This is a genomic window from Planctomicrobium mucosum (assembly GCF_051466335.1).
Classification (GTDB): Bacteria; Planctomycetota; Planctomycetia; order Planctomycetales; family Planctomycetaceae; genus Planctomicrobium.
Map to the genome: position 1 here is coordinate 1,408,732 of NZ_CP195793.1, position 17,636 is coordinate 1,426,367.

12 protein-coding genes and 1 pseudogene are annotated in these 17,636 nt (G+C 53.3%); 9 read left to right on the plus strand and 4 right to left on the minus strand.

Annotated elements, in window-relative coordinates; all coding sequences use genetic code 11:
- Positions 1-71: 71 nt before the first annotated feature.
- Positions 72-905 (plus strand): uracil-DNA glycosylase, encoded by an 834-nt coding sequence (locus SH668x_RS05665; protein ID WP_437187726.1) that lies wholly within the window; start codon positions 72-74, stop codon positions 903-905.
- Between the two features lie 45 nt (positions 906-950).
- Positions 951-1,586, plus strand: a complete 636-nt coding sequence (locus SH668x_RS05670) for a phosphopantothenoylcysteine decarboxylase domain-containing protein (protein WP_437187727.1) — start codon at positions 951-953, stop codon at positions 1,584-1,586.
- Positions 1,587-1,664: 78 nt separating this feature from the next.
- Here the strand turns inward: SH668x_RS05670 and SH668x_RS05675 are convergent, their stop codons facing one another.
- Positions 1,665-2,861 carry a hypothetical protein gene (locus SH668x_RS05675; RefSeq protein ID WP_437187728.1) on the minus strand — a complete coding sequence of 399 codons (1,197 nt, stop codon included), beginning with the start codon at positions 2,859-2,861 and terminating at the stop codon, positions 1,665-1,667.
- A gap of 227 nt (positions 2,862-3,088) precedes the next feature.
- Between SH668x_RS05675 and SH668x_RS05680 the strand changes: the two genes are divergently transcribed.
- Positions 3,089-4,780 (plus strand): hypothetical protein, encoded by a 1,692-nt coding sequence (locus SH668x_RS05680; protein ID WP_437187729.1) that lies wholly within the window; start codon positions 3,089-3,091, stop codon positions 4,778-4,780.
- Between the two features lie 101 nt (positions 4,781-4,881).
- On the opposite strand, the gene SH668x_RS05685 is transcribed toward SH668x_RS05680, so the two are convergent.
- Genes SH668x_RS05685 through SH668x_RS05695 form a run of 3 tightly spaced genes read right to left on the minus strand, consistent with a single transcriptional unit; the run spans position 4,882 to position 10,025 of the window.
- Positions 4,882-5,331 (minus strand): molybdenum cofactor biosynthesis protein MoaE, encoded by a 450-nt coding sequence (locus SH668x_RS05685; protein ID WP_437187730.1) that lies wholly within the window; start codon positions 5,329-5,331, stop codon positions 4,882-4,884.
- Positions 5,332-5,345: 14 nt separating this feature from the next.
- Positions 5,346-6,782, minus strand: a complete 1,437-nt coding sequence (locus tag SH668x_RS05690; protein ID WP_437187731.1) for a DUF1501 domain-containing protein — start codon at positions 6,780-6,782, stop codon at positions 5,346-5,348.
- 9 nt (positions 6,783-6,791) lie between these two features.
- Positions 6,792-10,025, minus strand: coding sequence for a DUF1549 domain-containing protein (locus SH668x_RS05695; RefSeq protein WP_437187732.1), 3,234 nt, complete (start codon positions 10,023-10,025; stop codon positions 6,792-6,794).
- A 331-nt stretch (positions 10,026-10,356) separates the two neighbouring features.
- On the opposite strand from SH668x_RS05695, the gene SH668x_RS05700 reads away from it, so the two are divergent.
- The 6 genes and pseudogenes from SH668x_RS05700 to SH668x_RS05725 all read left to right on the plus strand — a co-directional run bounded on the left by SH668x_RS05700 (position 10,357) and on the right by SH668x_RS05725 (position 17,596).
- Positions 10,357-11,217: a glycerophosphodiester phosphodiesterase gene (locus SH668x_RS05700; protein WP_437187733.1), complete on the plus strand. Its 861-nt coding sequence runs from the start codon at positions 10,357-10,359 to the stop codon at positions 11,215-11,217.
- 162 nt (positions 11,218-11,379) lie between these two features.
- Positions 11,380-11,844 (plus strand): RrF2 family transcriptional regulator, encoded by a 465-nt coding sequence (locus SH668x_RS05705; protein WP_437187734.1) that lies wholly within the window; start codon positions 11,380-11,382, stop codon positions 11,842-11,844.
- 214 nt (positions 11,845-12,058) lie between these two features.
- Positions 12,059-12,523 (plus strand): hypothetical protein, encoded by a 465-nt coding sequence (locus SH668x_RS05710; RefSeq protein WP_437187735.1) that lies wholly within the window; start codon positions 12,059-12,061, stop codon positions 12,521-12,523.
- Between the two features lie 102 nt (positions 12,524-12,625).
- Positions 12,626-13,738: a DUF1559 family PulG-like putative transporter gene (locus SH668x_RS05715; RefSeq protein ID WP_437187736.1), complete on the plus strand. Its 1,113-nt coding sequence runs from the start codon at positions 12,626-12,628 to the stop codon at positions 13,736-13,738.
- Positions 13,739-14,255: 517 nt separating this feature from the next.
- Positions 14,256-15,238: pseudogene (locus SH668x_RS05720) on the plus strand (pyridoxal-phosphate dependent enzyme).
- A gap of 24 nt (positions 15,239-15,262) precedes the next feature.
- A complete protein-coding gene (locus tag SH668x_RS05725) occupies positions 15,263-17,596 on the plus strand; it encodes a SufS family cysteine desulfurase (protein ID WP_437187737.1) in 2,334 nt (777 codons plus the stop codon).
- Positions 17,597-17,636 lie beyond the last annotated feature (40 nt).

A 17,636-nucleotide genomic window follows, 5' to 3' on the forward strand; every position in this document is an offset into this window, starting at 1 on the left:
TGGTTAGAATCCGAAGGGCATTTTGCGGTGAAACAGTCGATTCTCGCTAATGTGTTGAGTGGGGATAGATTATGAGTGATTTGATTCGCGCAGCTCGGCAGATCCTGAAGGATCTGCAGTACGCTGGACTGACGCATCTGCCTCATATCGAACTTCCTCCACGCGTGGCGAAGGAGAATCTTTCAGACAGGACTCAGGAGCGTCCGCCACAGCAGGAGAATCGGCCCGTTCGCTCCTTTCAGGCCCCTGTCAGGCGTGAATCTGCTCCTCAGCCTATAGCACCCGTGCATGCTGCGGCATTAAACGTCGAGAAAAATCTCGACACTCTCGCGGTCAGAGAAACCAAGTTGGCGCAGCTACAAGCATGCGTCGCTGGCTGCACCAAATGTCCGACGCTGGCTCGAACTCGAACTCAAACTGTCTTTGGTGTGGGCGATGCACTTGCCCGTATCATGTTCATCGGTGAAGCGCCAGGAGCGGACGAGGACAAGACAGGGGAGCCGTTCGTCGGGAAAGCGGGTCAGCTTCTGACAAAGATCATCGAAGCCTGCGGTTGGACCCGGAGCGAAATCTACATCTGCAACATCCTGCGTTGTCGTCCTCCGGAAAACCGTTTACCCACGGAGACAGAGGCGAATCACTGTCGGGAGTATCTCGATGGACAGATTGCGATTGTCGATCCGGACTACATCATTTGCTGGGGATCATGCGCATCGCAGAATCTGTTACGCACCAAAGATTCGATCGGTAAGATGCGGCAGAAGTTTTATCAGTACGGTCGTGCGAGAGTGCTCTGCACCTACCATCCTTCGTACCTGCTGCGGAATCCGGCGGCCAGAAAGCCGGTCTGGGAAGACATGAAGTTCTTTATGGCAGAGATCGGTCATACTCCACCGGCTCGGTGAGTTCAGTAGAGTCCGCTTGCTTTATTTGATGATTTGGAAGCCCAAATGCGTGTCCTTGTGACGGCTGGTCCGACCCGTGAGTATCTCGACGATGTCCGTTATCTCTCAAACGCCAGCAGTGGGCGGATGGGATACGCTATCGCTGCCGCTGGCATTGAGCTCGGTTGGGAAGTTGTTCTCGTCAGCGGACCGGTTGAGCTCACTCCTCCGGCGGGCTGCGAGTTTCATTCAGTCGTCACGACGTCGGATATGCGGGAGGCGGCTATCAGCCTATTCACTTCGTGCGACGGCGTCATCGCGAGTGCAGCAGTGTGCGATTACAAGCCGAAGGAACGGATTACAGGGAAGTTGAAGAAATCTGGAGGGCCGGTCACTCTGGAGATGATTGAGACCGACGATGTGCTGGCTGAGCTAGGGCGGATGAAAGACCATCGCTGGGTCGTCGGCTTCGCACTTGAAGCACAGAATCCGCGTGAGAATGCGCTGCAAAAGCTGCGTCGTAAGAACTGTGACTGGATTGTTCTGAACGCGCCCTCTGCGATAGGTTCAGACTTCAATGAAGTCGAGTTTATCAATTCGCAAAGCGAAACCGTTTGCAAGTGGAACGGGGCGAAAACAGAAGTCGCGGCGGATCTGACTGCATGGTTGAATGAGAATTCTCGCAGGCCGATTTCAGATTGAGCTGACTTAAAGGAAGGAGAGTGGTCTGGCGTTGGTAAATCTTGCTCGTATTGATTGCATGATCTTCAAACCCGATGACTATTCTTCTTCGACCAGGTCTTCCATTAGAATGACTTCCAGATCTGATCCTTTGAGCTTCTTCAACGTTCGGAGATTCTCGTCATTCCAGCGAGGATCAGGGGCTCCTGAAATGAACCAGTCGCTGCCGTTGTCGGCGAGGATCATTCCGTACCGCTTTAAGGCTGTCAGGATCACCTGAACTTCTGGCGGAAATGGGGAGATGTCAAAATCGTTCTTCAGTCTGACCCGCATCCCCATCGGTGGTAGATCGAGATCTTTATGCTTGCTGGCCCAGTGGCTGGCGGGTGGGACATATGCCTTACGTGTTCGTTGAACAGTGAATCTGAGCGCGTGTTTGATCTCACCTTGTTCTACGGCTTCGTCATATCGGACAAGTCCTGGGAAAATCGGGAGCCCCGCGGCGTCGGCACTCGTCCAGCCGATCGGCCGTTGAGTGTTGGTTTTTAGGCTGAAAATCGCACCTGATTCTGCCCGCCAGAGTTGTCCACTCGCGATCGGAAAGGCCCGAAAGAGTTCGTAGAGTTTAAGTTGATCGCGATCGATCACGATGACGTGACGGTCGCCATCGACGTTGGGATCTCCTTCGATCGGAGCATCAGGAGGAAGGGGGTAGGGGCCGGGGTCACTCTCGTCTCCGTAGGCTGTGTATCGGACTGGTTTAGGCTCGACATTTCCATCGACAACGACGTACGGAATTCCCATTGGTGCGTCGTTCCAGTAGCCGGAACCGAAATCGCCATAAAGCGGCTTTTCACGCCCAATGCGATCGATCAACACTTGTGACAATGGGTCAACAGGTCGGTCATCGATGCGTTGATTCCAAGGGTCATCTTCCGGGAACACTTGAAACCCACCGAGTGAAGCACCAGGCCCGAGATGAATCACTCCTTTCTCATACGGAGCGGGAATCGGACGCTGCGGAACTGGCGGGGAATCGTCCTCGTCGTCGGAAGTGCTAGGTTGATTTACCTTTAGATCGGTATTGGATGTGATTTCATTTGTCTGCGGCGCAGTTTTTGCTTCGTAGAGCGATGTTGGCGAGTCGAGAGCGAGTGCTTGGGGATCTGCCGCATCATTTTCACTCCGGTCGAAAACGAGAACACCTACGACGACCAAGGCGATGGCAGCTGCAAGTACCAGATACTCAACGGATTTCGGGATTTTCATGCCAATTGAATTGGTTGGAGTGGTCAAGCAAATTCCTTATTCATTGAGATAGGTGGTAAATCGCCCCTAGGCAACAAGATTCTCCTTTGGGGATCGGTTTCACTAACTCTTAAAACAAGATTTACCGGTTGTCTCGAATGGGATTAGATCTGAGATTTCAAAAAAGAGTGGCGTAATGAATTGTTCGTGGGGGTAAACTTGAGTGTCCTGCCGCAGTATTATTCGTATTGGCAGAGTTGAGGTGGAACATGACGATGAAATCAAATTTGCGAACCATCTGGAAGTTTATCGCAAAGCGTCAGTGTGCTCCCCGATTTTCGGTGATGAGTCGCGTTCAAGGAAAGAGGCTCGCTGTAATCGCGGCATCTGTTGCATTCACCACTTTGGGCGAAATTTCGACCGCAGACGCCCAGCTGTTTCTACCAAGGCAACCTGCCAATCAGTTCGGCCAACCGGTTGTCGTCACACCGGTGCCAGTGCCGGTACAGGTGAATCGTCCGACTCTTTCTACTCAGCAGGCATTGATTGATCTGGCTTCACGACACGAAGTGTGCATGGTTGTCGGAGAAGATTTTGCCAGCCGGTATATTGGGAGCCGCACCGTCGAAGAAGGACCGTTTCAGGACTTTGTCATGGGGGCTCAGCTTTCTGGGGTCCAGAAAACCAATGCTCAGACGACCGTGGATTTTCTGGCCGATCAAAACGCAGCCCGGATGTTGGTTGTGCTGAAGGGGCAAACCGAAAACGACACCGTCGCACAAGTGCGTCAGTCAGCAGTCCGTTCGGCTGGAGTGTTTTTCTTCGAAATGACCAAGCAGGTCGAGTTCAATGGAGGCACGTTCACGACTTGGAGTCCCTCCGCGTCGATTTCGATTAACCAACGAAATCTGGGAGCAGCAACTCCGGTCAGCAATATTCCTTTACTCGGCCCATTGGCGAACAACATTGCGTTGAATGTTGCTGAGCAGCAAAAGCCGATGTCGGAGAACTTTGCGGCTCATCGAGTCACTCAACAGATCGCGCCGACATTCAATTCCAGACTGGATGAATCGCTGAAGGGGCTGAACGAGTCGCTGCACGGAAGTTTTCGGGATTATCTCACTCGTTCGAACCTGCTTCCAAGCAAGGTTTCGCCGATGACAACGGGAGATGCTGTCCTGGTAGGGGTGGAGTTTCTCCCCTCGACAACTGCCAGTGGCGCGAATCTCACTGGTTCAGGTCCGACGCCACGAGCGACGACGAAACTGGGAACAAGTCGCCTGATTGGATTTGCAGCTCACTCCAATACAAGTGACCAGCCCGTGATCCCTGCAGGGCAGTATTCACTGGATGGCACCTCATTGAGGAACCGTGCTTGTTTAATGATTAATGCGTCATTGGTTAAGAATCTATCGGAACGATTCAATCTCAATGGGCGTGTGATTCCTGATTCTCAGATTTCCCCGTTGCTAAGCGGCAACCTGAATATTGATTCGGATGCCAAGCCAAACCTTTATACGGTCATTCTGGATCAGGACGAGCCATTGACGGCTGTGTTTGATCAAGGAGAAATCGTTCTGAGTATTAAAGCGGTGATTCGTCCCGTGATTGGTTCGGATCTACCGCCTCAGATCATCAAGATTGGAATTGTTCCGCTCGTCGACAATGGGAAGTTGCATTTCGATTCTCAGTCACGCGGCATCTTCCCCGTAAATGACAACGAAGAAGGACGGCTGGGAGAGGCCAGTGCAGCGATTGTAGAGCAGATGATCGAGAGTCGGCTGAATGATTATTCATTCAACGCTCAATACGACCTGAATCGATCACAGGATCAAAGTTGTTTCACCGTGCGAATCACGGGGATCACGCTGGTCGATAACTGGATGACCGTGGCAGTGGAAGATGTCCCCGCCTTAGCGGCAGAAGCGAAGAGTGAAGGGGAGATTCTTCCGACTTTGGCCCGGTAGGCTGAGTCGCCGATGTCGCCGGTTTCGACGTGGCTGAGGTTGTTTCAGGTGCAGTGCTCGGCTGCCGTGCACGCGATCGTCTCATAGAGATTATTTCGGTATCACTGCTTGAAAGTGATCGCTGGTGACGGTTCTGGGTGGATCCATTCTGTCGATCCATCATCCCAGTTTTCCTTCTTCCAGACAGGGACTCGTTTTTTGAGTTCATCAATGAGGTACTGGCTCGCTGCGTAGGCATCTTGACGATGAGGAGAACTCACAGCGATTGCGACGCTTGTTTCGGTCAGTTCCAATCGGCCGAGCCTGTGGACCATCGCCAGGCGAGAGACGGGCCATTGAGCGCAGGCTTCGTCTGCGATTTTGCTCATCACCTTGACCGCCATTTCGGGGTAGGCTTCGTAGTCGAGCGCCAGTGTCCTGCGGCCCTGTGTCAGTTCGCGGACCGTCCCCAAAAATAGAATCACTGCTCCAGCCTGTGGCGTCGTCACAAACCGGATTAGATCCACGGTTTGGATTTCGTCAGTCGTGATATCAATGAGTCGCTCTGACATGTGTTCGCCAGCTATCAGCCCGTAACGAGTTTCTTGAAGAATGAGCCTTCATTCACTGTGGGGCGTTCGGGCCGCCCTTTGTGCAAATAAGTCAGATCCATGTTTGAGAGGCCGAGGAGATGGAGGATCGATGCGTGCAAGTCGTGGACGTGCAATCGATCTTCGACCGCTCGCAGGCCGAGTTCATCGGTGGTTCCAAGGGTCTGGCCCCCCTTCACGCCTCCTCCAGCCATCCACATCGTGAAACCTGTCGGGTTGTGATCCCGGCCGTTTCCTTGTTCCGACATCGGAGTTCGCCCGAATTCACCGCCCCAGATGACCAATGTTTCATCCAGAAGTCCTCGTTGCTTCAGGTCTCTTAAAAGACCGGCGACGGGGAGGTCCATTGCTTTGCACAGTCTGGAATGATTCGTTTCCAGTCCAGCATGGGCATCCCATTTACTGCCGGCTCCATGATAGAGCTGAACGAAGCGTACTCCACGCTCCACCAGCCTTCGAGAGAGAAGGCACATTCGTCCGTAGACTTCGGTTTCCTTTTTGTCGATGCCATAAAGTTGCATCGTCGATTCAGACTCTTTTGTCAGATCGACTGCCTCTGGAGCCTGTGCCTGCATGCGGAATGCGAGCTCATAGCTACGAAGTCGGGCATCAAGTTCAGATTGGTCAGAGTGAGCTTCAGCGTAATCCTTGTTGAGAGTGTTCAGTAAATCCAGCTTGGCGAGTTGTCGCGAGTGCGAGATTCCTTCGGGTGTGTTGAGATTCGGGATCGGCTGTGATCCTTCTGAAAGATGAACCCCTTGATAGACCGCTGGCATGAAGCCCGCGCTCCAGTTTCGTGGACCGTTGGTCACGGATGAGCGGTTATCCTGCAGGACCACATAGGCGGGAAGGTTCGAGTTTTCACTGCCAAGTCCATAGCTGACCCAGCTCCCCAGTGATGGGCGTCCACCGAGGATCGAGCAGGTATTCATCTGGCAAACGCCTGCGGAATGGTTGATGCCATCCTGCCAGCAGGAGCGAAGAACGGCGATGTCATCGACACACGTGGCGATTTCTGGCAGCCATTCAGAGACCCATGTTCCTGCTTCGCCGTGTTGCTTCCACGTTCGGGGTGACCCCATCAGCGGGGCCTTTCCTTCTCCCATCGCGAGAATTACTTTTCCGAAGCTCTCGGGAAGTTGTTGTCCATCAAGATCATTCAGGAGCGGCTTGGGATCGAACGTGTCGATGTGGCTGGGGCCACCTTCCATGAACAGAAAGATGACGTTCTTTGCTGTTGCAGGGAAATGTGGAATTGCTCGTCCCGCGGCAGAAAGGATTGATTTTTCCTGAGCGAGGCTGACTCCCTCGTTTGCCAGCAATCCGGACAGTGCCACCGCGCCAAATCCTGCACCACTTCGTGTGAGGAATTCACGTCGGGATGTTGGCAGGTGGATGTGCGGTGTAAACATTCGCGTTCCCTAATCTACGTAAAGAAATTCGTTGGAGTTCAGCAGGATGTGGCAAAGATCACGAAATGCTGACACTCGAGCATCCTGAACTCGGCGACTCTTCGCGTCTGAATCAATGTTCAGGCCACTGGCGGATGAGTCCTGATAAATTCCAGGACTGGGATCGAACTTCCAGTAGCCAATCGTATCGTCGAATGACTCCTCCGATGTGAGGAGGAGTCTGTGTAGCGACAGCGTCCCTTTTGACAGGCGAACGTCGTCAATCAGGCCATCGAATTGCTCATCGGGGAATCTCATCCCCAACGTGAATGGTTGATTGTTCTCCAGACCGCCGATGATGTCGTGCTGAACTTCTGCGATGTTCAGAGGCTCATCATCGTTAGAGAGGTCCTTGAGGTAGAATGTCGCCGTCCCGGGGGCCGTCGCTGTTCCCATCTTGATGCTGACGGCAGCGAAGTAAGGCTTGTTGATGTCAATGTGCTGATCAGAGAAAATCGCAGCTTCGTGAATCTTTCCGGAGCTATTGCGACCAAACATTTGCAGGACCAGCGTCTGCGGTTTTCGTCGCGATCCTTTGCCTGTCACCCCGAATGCCCATCCTCCTTGGTCTCCATTTTTCCATTTGGCTGCGATTGTGCGAACCTTGCCTGAGTCGTAAATAGACCGCAGTTGAAAGTAGGACTCGATAGTTAAGTCATCGAGGTTCATCCGGGAATCCGTGGTAATGGACAGAGGGGTGATCCTCTGTTCGCTGTGCAGTACAATCGCCTGACCATCGCGATATGGCATTTTTCCTGTCTGCGTTTCGATGGCGATCTGAGATTCATTCGCTGCTTCTGAAGTCTGCGTTTCGATGAATTGTCTCGCTGCCTGAACTTCCCGATCTGTCGGGGAACGGCCAAAGACTGTCCACCAGAGCCTGTCGATGAGGTGGTGAATCTCTGGATTGACTTCCTCCGTTTCGGAAAGAACACGCTTGGCCAGCACGTCTGCATGACGAATCATCACCTGGCTGTTGATGAGCAGCAGCGACTGAATCGGCGATGTCGTGGTGTCGCGGCTACTGGCGCTCGAGAAGAACTGCGGCAGATCGAACGCGTCCAGAAGAGGATCACGGCTGTTTCGCATGTAGCGAGTGTAAATCGATCGGACCGGCTGATCCGGGAGTGCTCCGGGGCCACCTTGGTTCCATCGCAATTGACCGGTCACGGCCAGAATCGAATCACGAATTTGCTCAGCATCCAGTCGTCGTGTCGGAGCATGCCAGAGGAACAGGTTGAGAGGGTCGGTGACATGATGCGAGTCTCGGTCAGGATGGTTGGCTGCCTGACGGTAAGTCGCTGACGTCAGGATCTGTTTGTGAAGCGATTTGAATCTCCACCCACCATCCAGAAAGCTGATTGTCAGCCAATCGAGAAGTTCAGGATGCGAAGGTGGCGCTCCCAGACGACCAAAATCACTGCTGTTTTCTGCAAGTCCGCGGCCGAAATGATACTGCCAGACACGGTTCACGATGACACGGGCCGTGAGCGGATTGTCACGCTGAGTCATCCATTTGGCCAGTGTGGTGCGGCGGCCGGTGGAGTTCGGAATTGGGAGGGATTCGATTTCCGCTGGGAAGTTCGCGAGAATTGTTGGGAATCCCGGAGGAACAATCGTCCCTTTTTTCGGAACGATCGTTGGAGCACTTTCAGGTCCGACATCGGTGACCGTCATCGGCAAGGGGAGAGGGGCTGGCTTGTCGGCAGCGAATTGAGCGAGTTGCCGACGCAGTTCGAGGATTTTCTCCTTCTGCTCTCCCTTCATCTTGCCGTCGATGCCATCGTGTTCGAAATAGACTTGTCTCCATGCGAGTGCGACAAGTTGAGTTTCTTCAGGGGTGCGTGCTTCGGGCGCCTTTCGGATCATCTCCTGAATGTCATCCGGAAAGCGTCCAACTGCCAACTCTTCTCCGGCGTCCTTGTAGACTTTTTCCAGAGCCTCAAGTTGCGATCGCAAGTCGACGGTTTTCTCTTCGTACTCTTGGAGTTTCTTCGCGTATTCCTCGCATTCAGCAGCTGTGGCTGCCGGGAGGGAGTCCTGTGGAAGGATTGGCTCGAAGAAGGCTCGCAACCGGTAGTAATCGGTTTGGAGGAGGGGATCGAATTTGTGGTCATGGCAGCGAGCGCACTGCAATCCAAGCCCGAGGAAAACGTCGCTGGTGACGTCAGTAATTTCGTTCAAAATCCCGGTCCATTGTCCGCGAACATCTCGGGCGTTGTACTCGTAAATTCCTTGCCGCAGGTAACCGGTCGCGGTGAGCGCATCCGGGTTTCCGGGGAACATTTCATCCCCTGCAATCTGCTCTTGAATGAACTGATCGTACGGTTTGTCTGAGTTGAACGAACTGACGACGTAGTCACGATAACGCCACGCCTGTGGGCGAAAACCGTCTGCTCGATAGCCATCGGAGTCGGAGTAGCGAACGAGATCTAGCCAGTGCCGTCCCCAACGCTCGCCGTATTCGGGGCGTGCGAGCAGATGGTCGATCAGCCGTTCATAAGCGTCAGGGGCTTCGTCGGCGACAAATGTCCGAATTTCATCCGCTGAAGGGGGGAGTCCGATGAGATCTTGGTAGACTCGACGAATCAGAGTGCGGCGGTCTGCTTCTGGAGCGGGTGTGAGATTGTTCTGCTGCTGTTTCTGGGAAATGAACGAGTCGATTTCGTTGCGGCACCACGATTCATCAGCGTCGGTTGGAATCTGAGGGGCAGCGAGCGGTTGAATGGCCCACCATTTTCGATCGTCCTCCGAGAACTGTTCCCGATTCTTCCGCACAGCGACTTTGCCATCATCCCCCGGCCAGTATGCGCCATCGTTGATCCACGCGACAATGACATCGATCTTGTCTTGGGTGAGCTTTCCAGAAGGGGGCATCTCGAAAGATTCGAAGCGTATCGCTTCAACGATCAGGCTTTCTTCGGCATGGTCGGGGACGATTGATGCTCCTGAGTCACCACCGAGAAGCATGTGGCCGCGACTATCCAGTCGCAATCCCCCTTTTTGAGCGTCCGGGCCGTGGCATTGAAAACAGTGTTCGGCGAGGAGCGGCCGGATCACATTCTCAAAGTGCCTGAATTTCTCGGGTGGAAGATCAGATGCTGCTGCGATGGAGGACAATGCCAGAATGACGAGAATGCTTGCAGTTCGAACAGGCCGAAGGCCGGCGATTGTGCAGTGGAATTTGATGGCAAAGCGTGACATCGGCAGCATCATTCTTTGAAATTTGAAAGCAGAGTGGATGTGGCGTGAATGATTTACATTAGATCATTCCAAAGCGTTGAGTTCCTTGTGGAAGGCGCGGTTTGGTGGGCGCAGAACTACCGGTTCAGAGGTTAAACCGTATGAAGCCACGTGCAATCATAGGGATTACCCTGTTGCAATCCAACCAAAATCATCATTATTGCTGGCACAATCACCCGGGTATCGCTGGAGGGGTTGCGAGAGTTGATCGCACTTTTCAGGAGTAAGTGTCATTGATTGACTCTTAAACCGAGGTCAGTTCCTGATTCAGCACCCGTGCGGAGTTTTGAGAATGAAATCAAGCGGATATATGAATATGACAGCTGCGTTTTTTAAATGGTTCCGTGGGCTAGGGGTCGCAGCGCTGTTGAGCGTTGGGACTTTGTCCCTATCGGCAGCTGAGATTATCGCTCATCGAGGCGCCTCGTTTGATGCACCTGAGAACACGCTCGCTTCTGTGATGCTGGCTTGGGAGCAGGGTGCTGATGCGGTGGAAATTGACATCTATCTCTCAAAAGATCAGCGAATTGTCGCGATGCATGATCGGACTCCAAAGCGATATGGCGGTCCTGATCGTCCAGTTGTCGACATGACGTGGGACGAGATTCGCGAGCTTGATGTCGGAAAATGGAAGTCTGAAAAATACGAAGGGGAGAAGGTTCCCGAGTTTGACGAGATTTTGTTGAGCGTTCCGCAGGGAAAACGGCTGTTCATCGAAGTGAAATGCGGTCCGGAGATCGTTCCGGTTCTTGCAGCGGCGTTGAAGAAATCGGGACGTCCTGCCTCGGAGCACTGCGTGATTTGCTTCAATTCGGACGTGATTCGCGAAGTGACTGCGGTGCTTCCTGAATTACAGCGATACTGGCTGCTGTCGATGGAGCAGGGGAAAGAAAAGATGCCCCCAGCTTTGGATTTCATCATCGAGAATTCACGGGAGATCGGCGCAACGGGAGTGAATCTCGGCGGAAAAACCTCTCTGATTGGGGAGGATCTACTTGTTGGGTTGTCTCAGGCTGGGATTCCCTGTTATGCATGGACTGTGAATGATCCCGATGAGGCGATTCGACTCGTCAAGCTCGGAGTCAAAGGAATCACGACTGATAAGCCAGGGGCTCTGCGAGAGTTCGGAGTTCCCGATGTTGTTGTAGAATAGTGCGATATTTCCCGTGATAGCATGTGATCGCTGCATGAAAATGCATTGTGCATGTCTGATTTTGACGAGAATGTCGACGAAATATTCAATTTAAGGTTGACTAATTTTGTCAAAACGATGTATACACTACCAACTCGGTGATTGTTTTGCAGGGTGTAGCCGATGAAATTGTCTAGAAAATCGGACTACGCCTTGAGAGCACTGTTTGAGCTTGTAGCCCAAGATGGTGCAGGTCCAATTTCGATTCGGGAGATCGCAGAGCGAAACTATATTCCTCGGCGGTTTCTTGAGCAGATCATGATCGACCTGCGTACTCAGGGTTGGGTGAAAAGCATTGCTGGTCGCGATGGTGGATTCATTCTCGCCAAGCGACCTGAAGAGATCACGATGGGAGAGGTTGTCCGCCATTTTGACGGCATTCTCTCTCCGATTGCCTGCGTCTCAACAACGCACTATGAGCATTGCCCGTTGGAGCCTGTTTGTCGGTTTCGTCGTGTCTTGCTGGAAGTGCGTAATTACGTAGTCAGCAAAATGGATAACGCGACCTTGGCCTTCGTGTTTCAAGGGAGCGTCGTCCGGATGGAAGAGGTGTTTGCACCTTCTTTTGTCGGTGGAGACGGAATTTAGTTTTCGCTGAAGGTTCGATTTGCCACATGTCTTTGGGCGAATCACTTTCTTTGTGAATCAACGGTAAAACTGAAGGAAATTGTTTGTATAAAAGTAACCCGACTAAGTCGTGGTTATATTGTTGGCGAATCTTCGGTTGCCTCCGGGATCAGAAAGTCTGTTGGGCGTTTGTGAGGCTGCGAATTACTCATCGCAGCAATAAAGGATGTGAACAGTGATTGGTCAATTTTTCAGTCGACGATTCGCGAGTGCTTCCCGTGGCGTATTGCCGTTGTTGGGGTGTCTGGCATTCGCGCTGTGTTGTCAGAGTTGCGGCAAAGCACCCGACCCCTGGGAGAAAACCCACCCGGTAAAAGGGAAAGTTACTTTCAAAGGAAAGCCGCTCGCCGGAGCAAATCTGTCGTTCATCCCTTTGGAGTCTTATCCCGACTCGGTTCGTCCACTCGCTTACTCGGATGAGGCTGGAAACTTTGAGTTGCAGACCTACGGGGTGAAGGACGGGGCACCTGTCGGCAAATACAAGGTCGTTGCGATCCATTACCCACACACTGTGGTGAATGGTCAGCCGAAGGTCGGGGGAAACGATCTTCCCAGAAAGTACTCGTCGAAAGATACGACCGACCTCGAAATTACAGTGCAGGAAGGTGAGAACGATCTCCCTGCATTGGAGTTGAAGTAGTTCGCCTCTGTGTCGGTCTGTCGTCCAGGGCGGCCAGGTGATTTTGTGTTGATTTCAAATGAATGCACTCACAATGAGTGCGAATCCATAAAGGAAAAGAAGATGAAGCGATCGTTGTTGAAAGTAGCGGCGGAGCGGAAACGGTCAGGATTTACTCTGATCGAGTTGCTCGTGGTGATTGCAATCATTGCTGTGTTGATTGCTTTGTTGCTGCCTGCCGTCCAGCAGGCCCGTGAGGCTGCTCGTCGCACGCAATGCAAGAGTAATCTGAAGCAGGTCGGACTGGCCTTCCATAACTTCGAAGGGACATATGGTTATCTTCCAAGTAGTCTGCGTCCACCACAGGTTGATACCACTCGAATTGCTGTGTTGACTGCTCTGCTCCCTTACTTGGATCAGACCGCGATCTATAACAAGTACGATCAGTCTGTGAACTGGAACCATGCCAATAATGTGGCACTGTCTGTGACGCCATTGCCAGTGTTTATGTGCCCATCCAATCCTGTTGCGGGTGCACTCGATCTGGCACCTCCAGGAGGCGGTTGGACTGAGAACCAGGCTTCTGCAACTGACTATTCTCCGATTTATGGAGTTTGGCAGGGAGCTTACACAAACGCTGGCCTATCTCCAGTTCCAGGGACCTACACCGATCCTCTGGATGCGACTTCCCAGTACATTCCTGGCTTTTTCCCGAAGAATGCCACACTTGATTCCAGTGGTCAGAAGAAGCCTGGTCGTAAGTTCCGCGACGTGACAGACGGATTGTCGAACACCATTGCAATCGCGGAATCGTCCGGTCGACCTTATGTTTACACTAGGGGCGCCCGACAGGTCGGCAGCCCCTACGGTGATGCTAGCTCAAGTTCCCCGACTGCTCATCGTCTGAATTCCGGTGGTTGGTCACGACCAGCGAGTGACATCCTGATCTATGGTGCTCTGGCAAACGGTGCAGGTCTGGGCGGAACAGCGGCGATCAATGCTTGCAATGGTCAGGACATCAACGGCCAGGCATACAGCTCAACCGGGATTACTTCTGCGATTAACGGAATTACGTACTACACACACGGGACCGGTGCTCCTTACTCCTTCCATACAGGCGGAGCACACTTCACTCTCGGAGATGGTTCGGTTCGCTTCATCAGCGAGAACATCAACTTTGGAACGTTCATCGCTCTGTCGACACCACAAGGTGGCGAAATCGTAGGTGAGTTCTAAGCGACTGATTTCTCGAGACTCAGACTTTTCTGGAATTTGACTCGATCGTCAGGGCGTTTCGCAAAACACTACGGTGACGCTGTTCGGGTTCTGGCGAGTTAAACTGATCGGTATGTTGGCGGCCCTTGCGTGATGCATGGGCCGCCAATCTTTTTTACGGCCGAAATCTCAGTCTCGCGGGGCAATGCATTCTTTTCTGTTGATTCATGGGGAGAGGTTAAGTCGTTAGGGAGTTTTCCGGTTTGGACTGCCGTAAAATCACATCTCGCGGCGGTTTCATTGCAACCGATCGTTGTGACTCGTTAGAACACGCATAGAGCTTGAAGACGACATTCGAAATCGAATGGACTCTGATCTCATGCTGGCTGACCGGAGTTCCCGGAGGTTGGTGGTTGACAAATAGGTGATTAAGAGTCGACCGCATCCTCAGTGTTGCTGTTTAGGAATATGTCCCGGGGCACGAGTCGAACTTCGATGGTTGATTCGCTGCGTGAGTGAAGTCGGAGTGAAAAGTTTGATGTCGAAGAATGCTGTTCTAATTCATGATGAAATCTCGCAGTGCATTGGCGGCACGCCACTGGTTCGACTTCGACGAATCGTGGGGGACTCTCGGGCGACGGTCGTTGCCAAACTCGAAAGTTTGAATCCCGCTTGGAGTGTTAAAGACCGCATCGGTCGAGCGATGATCGATGCAGCGGAGCGCGAAGGGAAAATTGGTCCCGGAACCATCGTTCTTGAGCCGACAAGCGGAAACACCGGAATTGCTTTGGCCTATGTCTGTGCGTCTCGCGGCTATCAACTGAAAGTCACGATGCCGGAAACGTTTGTGGACTACTCTGCGAATCCACGAGAGTACAGCCTGTCTGCGGTGCAGACGGTTGTGCGAGTGCATACGCGGGTGTCGGACCTGTACAACGACCCGTTCAATCAGTTGCAGGAGCAGATGCGATTGACGATTGAAGGGATCAAGGAGCGTCAGGAATGGGAGCTGATTAACAGCAAGAAGTTTGGTCTGGTGAACTCGGTCGATCCAGCGATGCGGATCAGCACGCGTTACGGAGCTCCGACTCCAGACGACCTTGATGAGCTGTTGGCACTGGTGTGGAAGAAGCCGGCGTTCTTTCTGGCCCATCCGAAAGCGATCGCTGCGTTTGAGCGTGAGTGTACGTGGCGTGGGATCCCGATTGTTCCTTGCGACAAGCTGGAGATGAAGAATCGTTATCAGTCGAACCAGTGGTTCGGGACGACGAGCATCCTGCTGATGCGTCTTGGTGAGGCTGATCAGGGAGTTGTGGGTTTGCACCAGACAGGATCCCGGGAGAGATCATGCCGAGCCTGTCAGCCCGTCTGATGGGTCTTGATAGTCTGGGCGTGGCGAGCTACCTGCTGACGTCCTACTTCAGCTGCGCGGTGCTGACGGACGATGCACTGGCGGTGCTGGAGAACGTTGAAGTCGGATACTACCACGACTACGAACACCGTCGCCGCACTCCTAAATAACCAACTACTCTTGAGGAATTGATCATGCAAGACTTCTCTTCAGAGCAGTTACCGAACATTCTGGCGAGGCTTTCGGAGCAGCTCCCGAGCGGGCATTCATTGCCTGCACCGAAATCTTCGTCTGGCTACGCTTCGACTGGCGGTTCATCATCGTCGCATGGGCTGTACCCCAACGCGCCGGGAATCGTTCCGGGGTCTTACGTGGATGCGGGATCTCCGTTCCATCATGGGCACCCTGGTGAGTATCAGGGCTACACCGCGTTTCCCGGAGGCATTTCAAATCCTCATTCTCCACAGGGCATGTCACCGGTCGCCCCTGCTTCCTCATCAGGCTATGTGCCTCACGGTGCTCCGGCATCGTCGCCGGGGTTTTATCCGAACGCAGGGTCACCGTCTCACTTCGGACGGCCCGGCGTGCAGCAGGTCTACACCTCGGTTCCCGGGGGCGTTTCAAATCCGCACTCTCCGCAAGGAATGTCACCGGTCGCTCCGCAATCGTCTTCGGGTTACGCCCCGCATGGAGCTCCAGTTTCACCTTACGGGCAGATGCCTGCTGTTCCGGGACCGCTGAGTCAAGGTGCGCACCCAGCATTTTCTCAAGTCGACTCATATGTGCCGTCAGGTGGCAGTGGACAGGCATTGCCTTCTATGGGGGCCGTCGCACCGGGTGGGGTTCCGTCATTTCCCTCGCAAGGTGGCTTTCCTTCAGCCCCGCAGTTTGGCATTCAAAACCCGCAGCAGCTGAACCAATCGTCTGCCTTTCCGTGCGCGACGAAATACTTCAACCAACTGCACTCAACTTCCCAATTGAATCTCTCTGCACTGGATCAGGGACCGCTTACTGGAAGTGATCCATTTCCGCATTTGACACAAGCAATCTCGGCAGCGGCTCAGCAGGTTATCGGGAATTCGGATGTTTCCAATGCACCGAATTCCGGGTTCCATTCTTCATCGAGTGCATCACGGTATCAGGCACCAGTCAGCCCGTATTCATCATCTTCTGAATACGCTGGCTTACAGCGATTTGTTGAGCACGTCGGGGCAACATCCCATCCCCATCAAGGTGGTCTGAGTGCAAGTGGTTCGAATGGGCATTTCCACCAATCGATGCCTCCAGAGGCGATTCCCTCATTCAAAGGGTCGCGCCCGTTTGACCTCAAACAGATTCGGAGAGATTTTCCTGTTCTGCACCAGTTGGTTCATGGGAAGCCGCTCGTCTGGTTCGACAACGCAGCGACAACACAAAAGCCGCAACAGGTGATTGACGCGATCGCGAATTTCTACGCTCGCGACAACTCGAATATTCACCGTGCAGCTCACACTTTGGCGGCCCGTTCAACAGATGCGTTTGAAGGTGCTCGTCAGAAAGTGCAGCATTTTCTCGGGGCAGGGTCACCTCAGGAGATCATCTTCGTTCGTGGGACGACAGAGGGGATCAACCTGATCTCTCATACGTACGGCAGCAAATTTCTTCAGCCTGGCGACGAGATTCTTCTCACGACGCTGGAACACCATGCCAATATCGTCCCTTGGCAGCTTGTCGCCAAGCAGACGGGGGCAGTGATTCGCGTGGTTCCGGTAACGGATCGTGGCGAGATCATGATGGAGGAATATCAGCGTCTACTCGGGGCCCGAACGAAGATCGTTGCCTTTCCACATGCAAACAACAGTCTCGGCACTCTCTTGCCTGTTGAGGAAATGACTCACCTGGCCAAGCGATACAACGCTCGCGTCCTGATCGATGGAGCACAGTCGGTGGCTCACGTTCCGGTGAACGTGCAGCAACTCGGGTGCGATTTCTACGTCTTTTCCGGTCACAAGATTTTCGGTCCCACTGGGATCGGGGCGGCTTATGCCCGCTCGGAAATGCAGGAAATTATGCCGCCGTGGCAAGGCGGCGGAAGCATGATCAAAGACGTGACTTTCGAGGAAACCAAGTACAGCGACCCGCCTGCCAAGTTCGAAGCTGGAACGCCGAATATCGCGGACGCTGTCGGATTGGGAGCAGCGTTGGATTACGTCACAGCGATCGGGTTGCCCAACATTGCGAAGCATGAGCACGACCTTCTCGAATATGCCACACATCATCTCGCCCCCATCCCCGGGCTGAAGCTGTTTGGTCATGCTCGTAAAAAAGTGGCCGTTATTTCGTTCACATTGCCGAATCGTTCGACTGAAGAAGTAGGACGTCTCCTTGATGCCGAGGGGATTGCGGTTCGTTCAGGCCATCACTGTGCCCAACCTTCGCTGCGTCGCTTTGGAGTCGAATCGACTGTTCGCCCTTCCTTCTCGCTGTATAATACGCGTGATGAAGTTGACCATTTGGTCAATGTGGTGAGACATATTCAACATCGCTAGTCTGCAATGGGAGCGCCCTTCAGGTGCTCTGCTACTCCGG

What these genes read in the sequence shown, in the direction of transcription:
- SH668x_RS05665 (WP_437187726.1), top strand. Translation starts at nt 72, where the DNA reads ATGAGTGATTTGATTCGCGCAGCTCGGCAGATCCTGAAGGATCTGCAG.
- SH668x_RS05670 (WP_437187727.1), top strand. Translation starts at nt 951, where the DNA reads ATGCGTGTCCTTGTGACGGCTGGTCCGACCCGTGAGTATCTCGACGAT.
- SH668x_RS05680 (WP_437187729.1), top strand. Translation starts at nt 3,089, where the DNA reads ATGAAATCAAATTTGCGAACCATCTGGAAGTTTATCGCAAAGCGTCAG.
- SH668x_RS05685 (WP_437187730.1), bottom strand. Translation starts at nt 5,331, where the DNA reads ATGTCAGAGCGACTCATTGATATCACGACTGACGAAATCCAAACCGTG.
- SH668x_RS05690 (WP_437187731.1), bottom strand. Translation starts at nt 6,782, where the DNA reads ATGTTTACACCGCACATCCACCTGCCAACATCCCGACGTGAATTCCTC.
- SH668x_RS05695 (WP_437187732.1), bottom strand. Translation starts at nt 10,025, where the DNA reads ATGTCACGCTTTGCCATCAAATTCCACTGCACAATCGCCGGCCTTCGG.
- SH668x_RS05700 (WP_437187733.1), top strand. Translation starts at nt 10,357, where the DNA reads ATGAAATCAAGCGGATATATGAATATGACAGCTGCGTTTTTTAAATGG.
- SH668x_RS05705 (WP_437187734.1), top strand. Translation starts at nt 11,380, where the DNA reads ATGAAATTGTCTAGAAAATCGGACTACGCCTTGAGAGCACTGTTTGAG.
- SH668x_RS05715 (WP_437187736.1), top strand. Translation starts at nt 12,626, where the DNA reads ATGAAGCGATCGTTGTTGAAAGTAGCGGCGGAGCGGAAACGGTCAGGA.
- SH668x_RS05725 (WP_437187737.1), top strand. Translation starts at nt 15,263, where the DNA reads ATGCAAGACTTCTCTTCAGAGCAGTTACCGAACATTCTGGCGAGGCTT.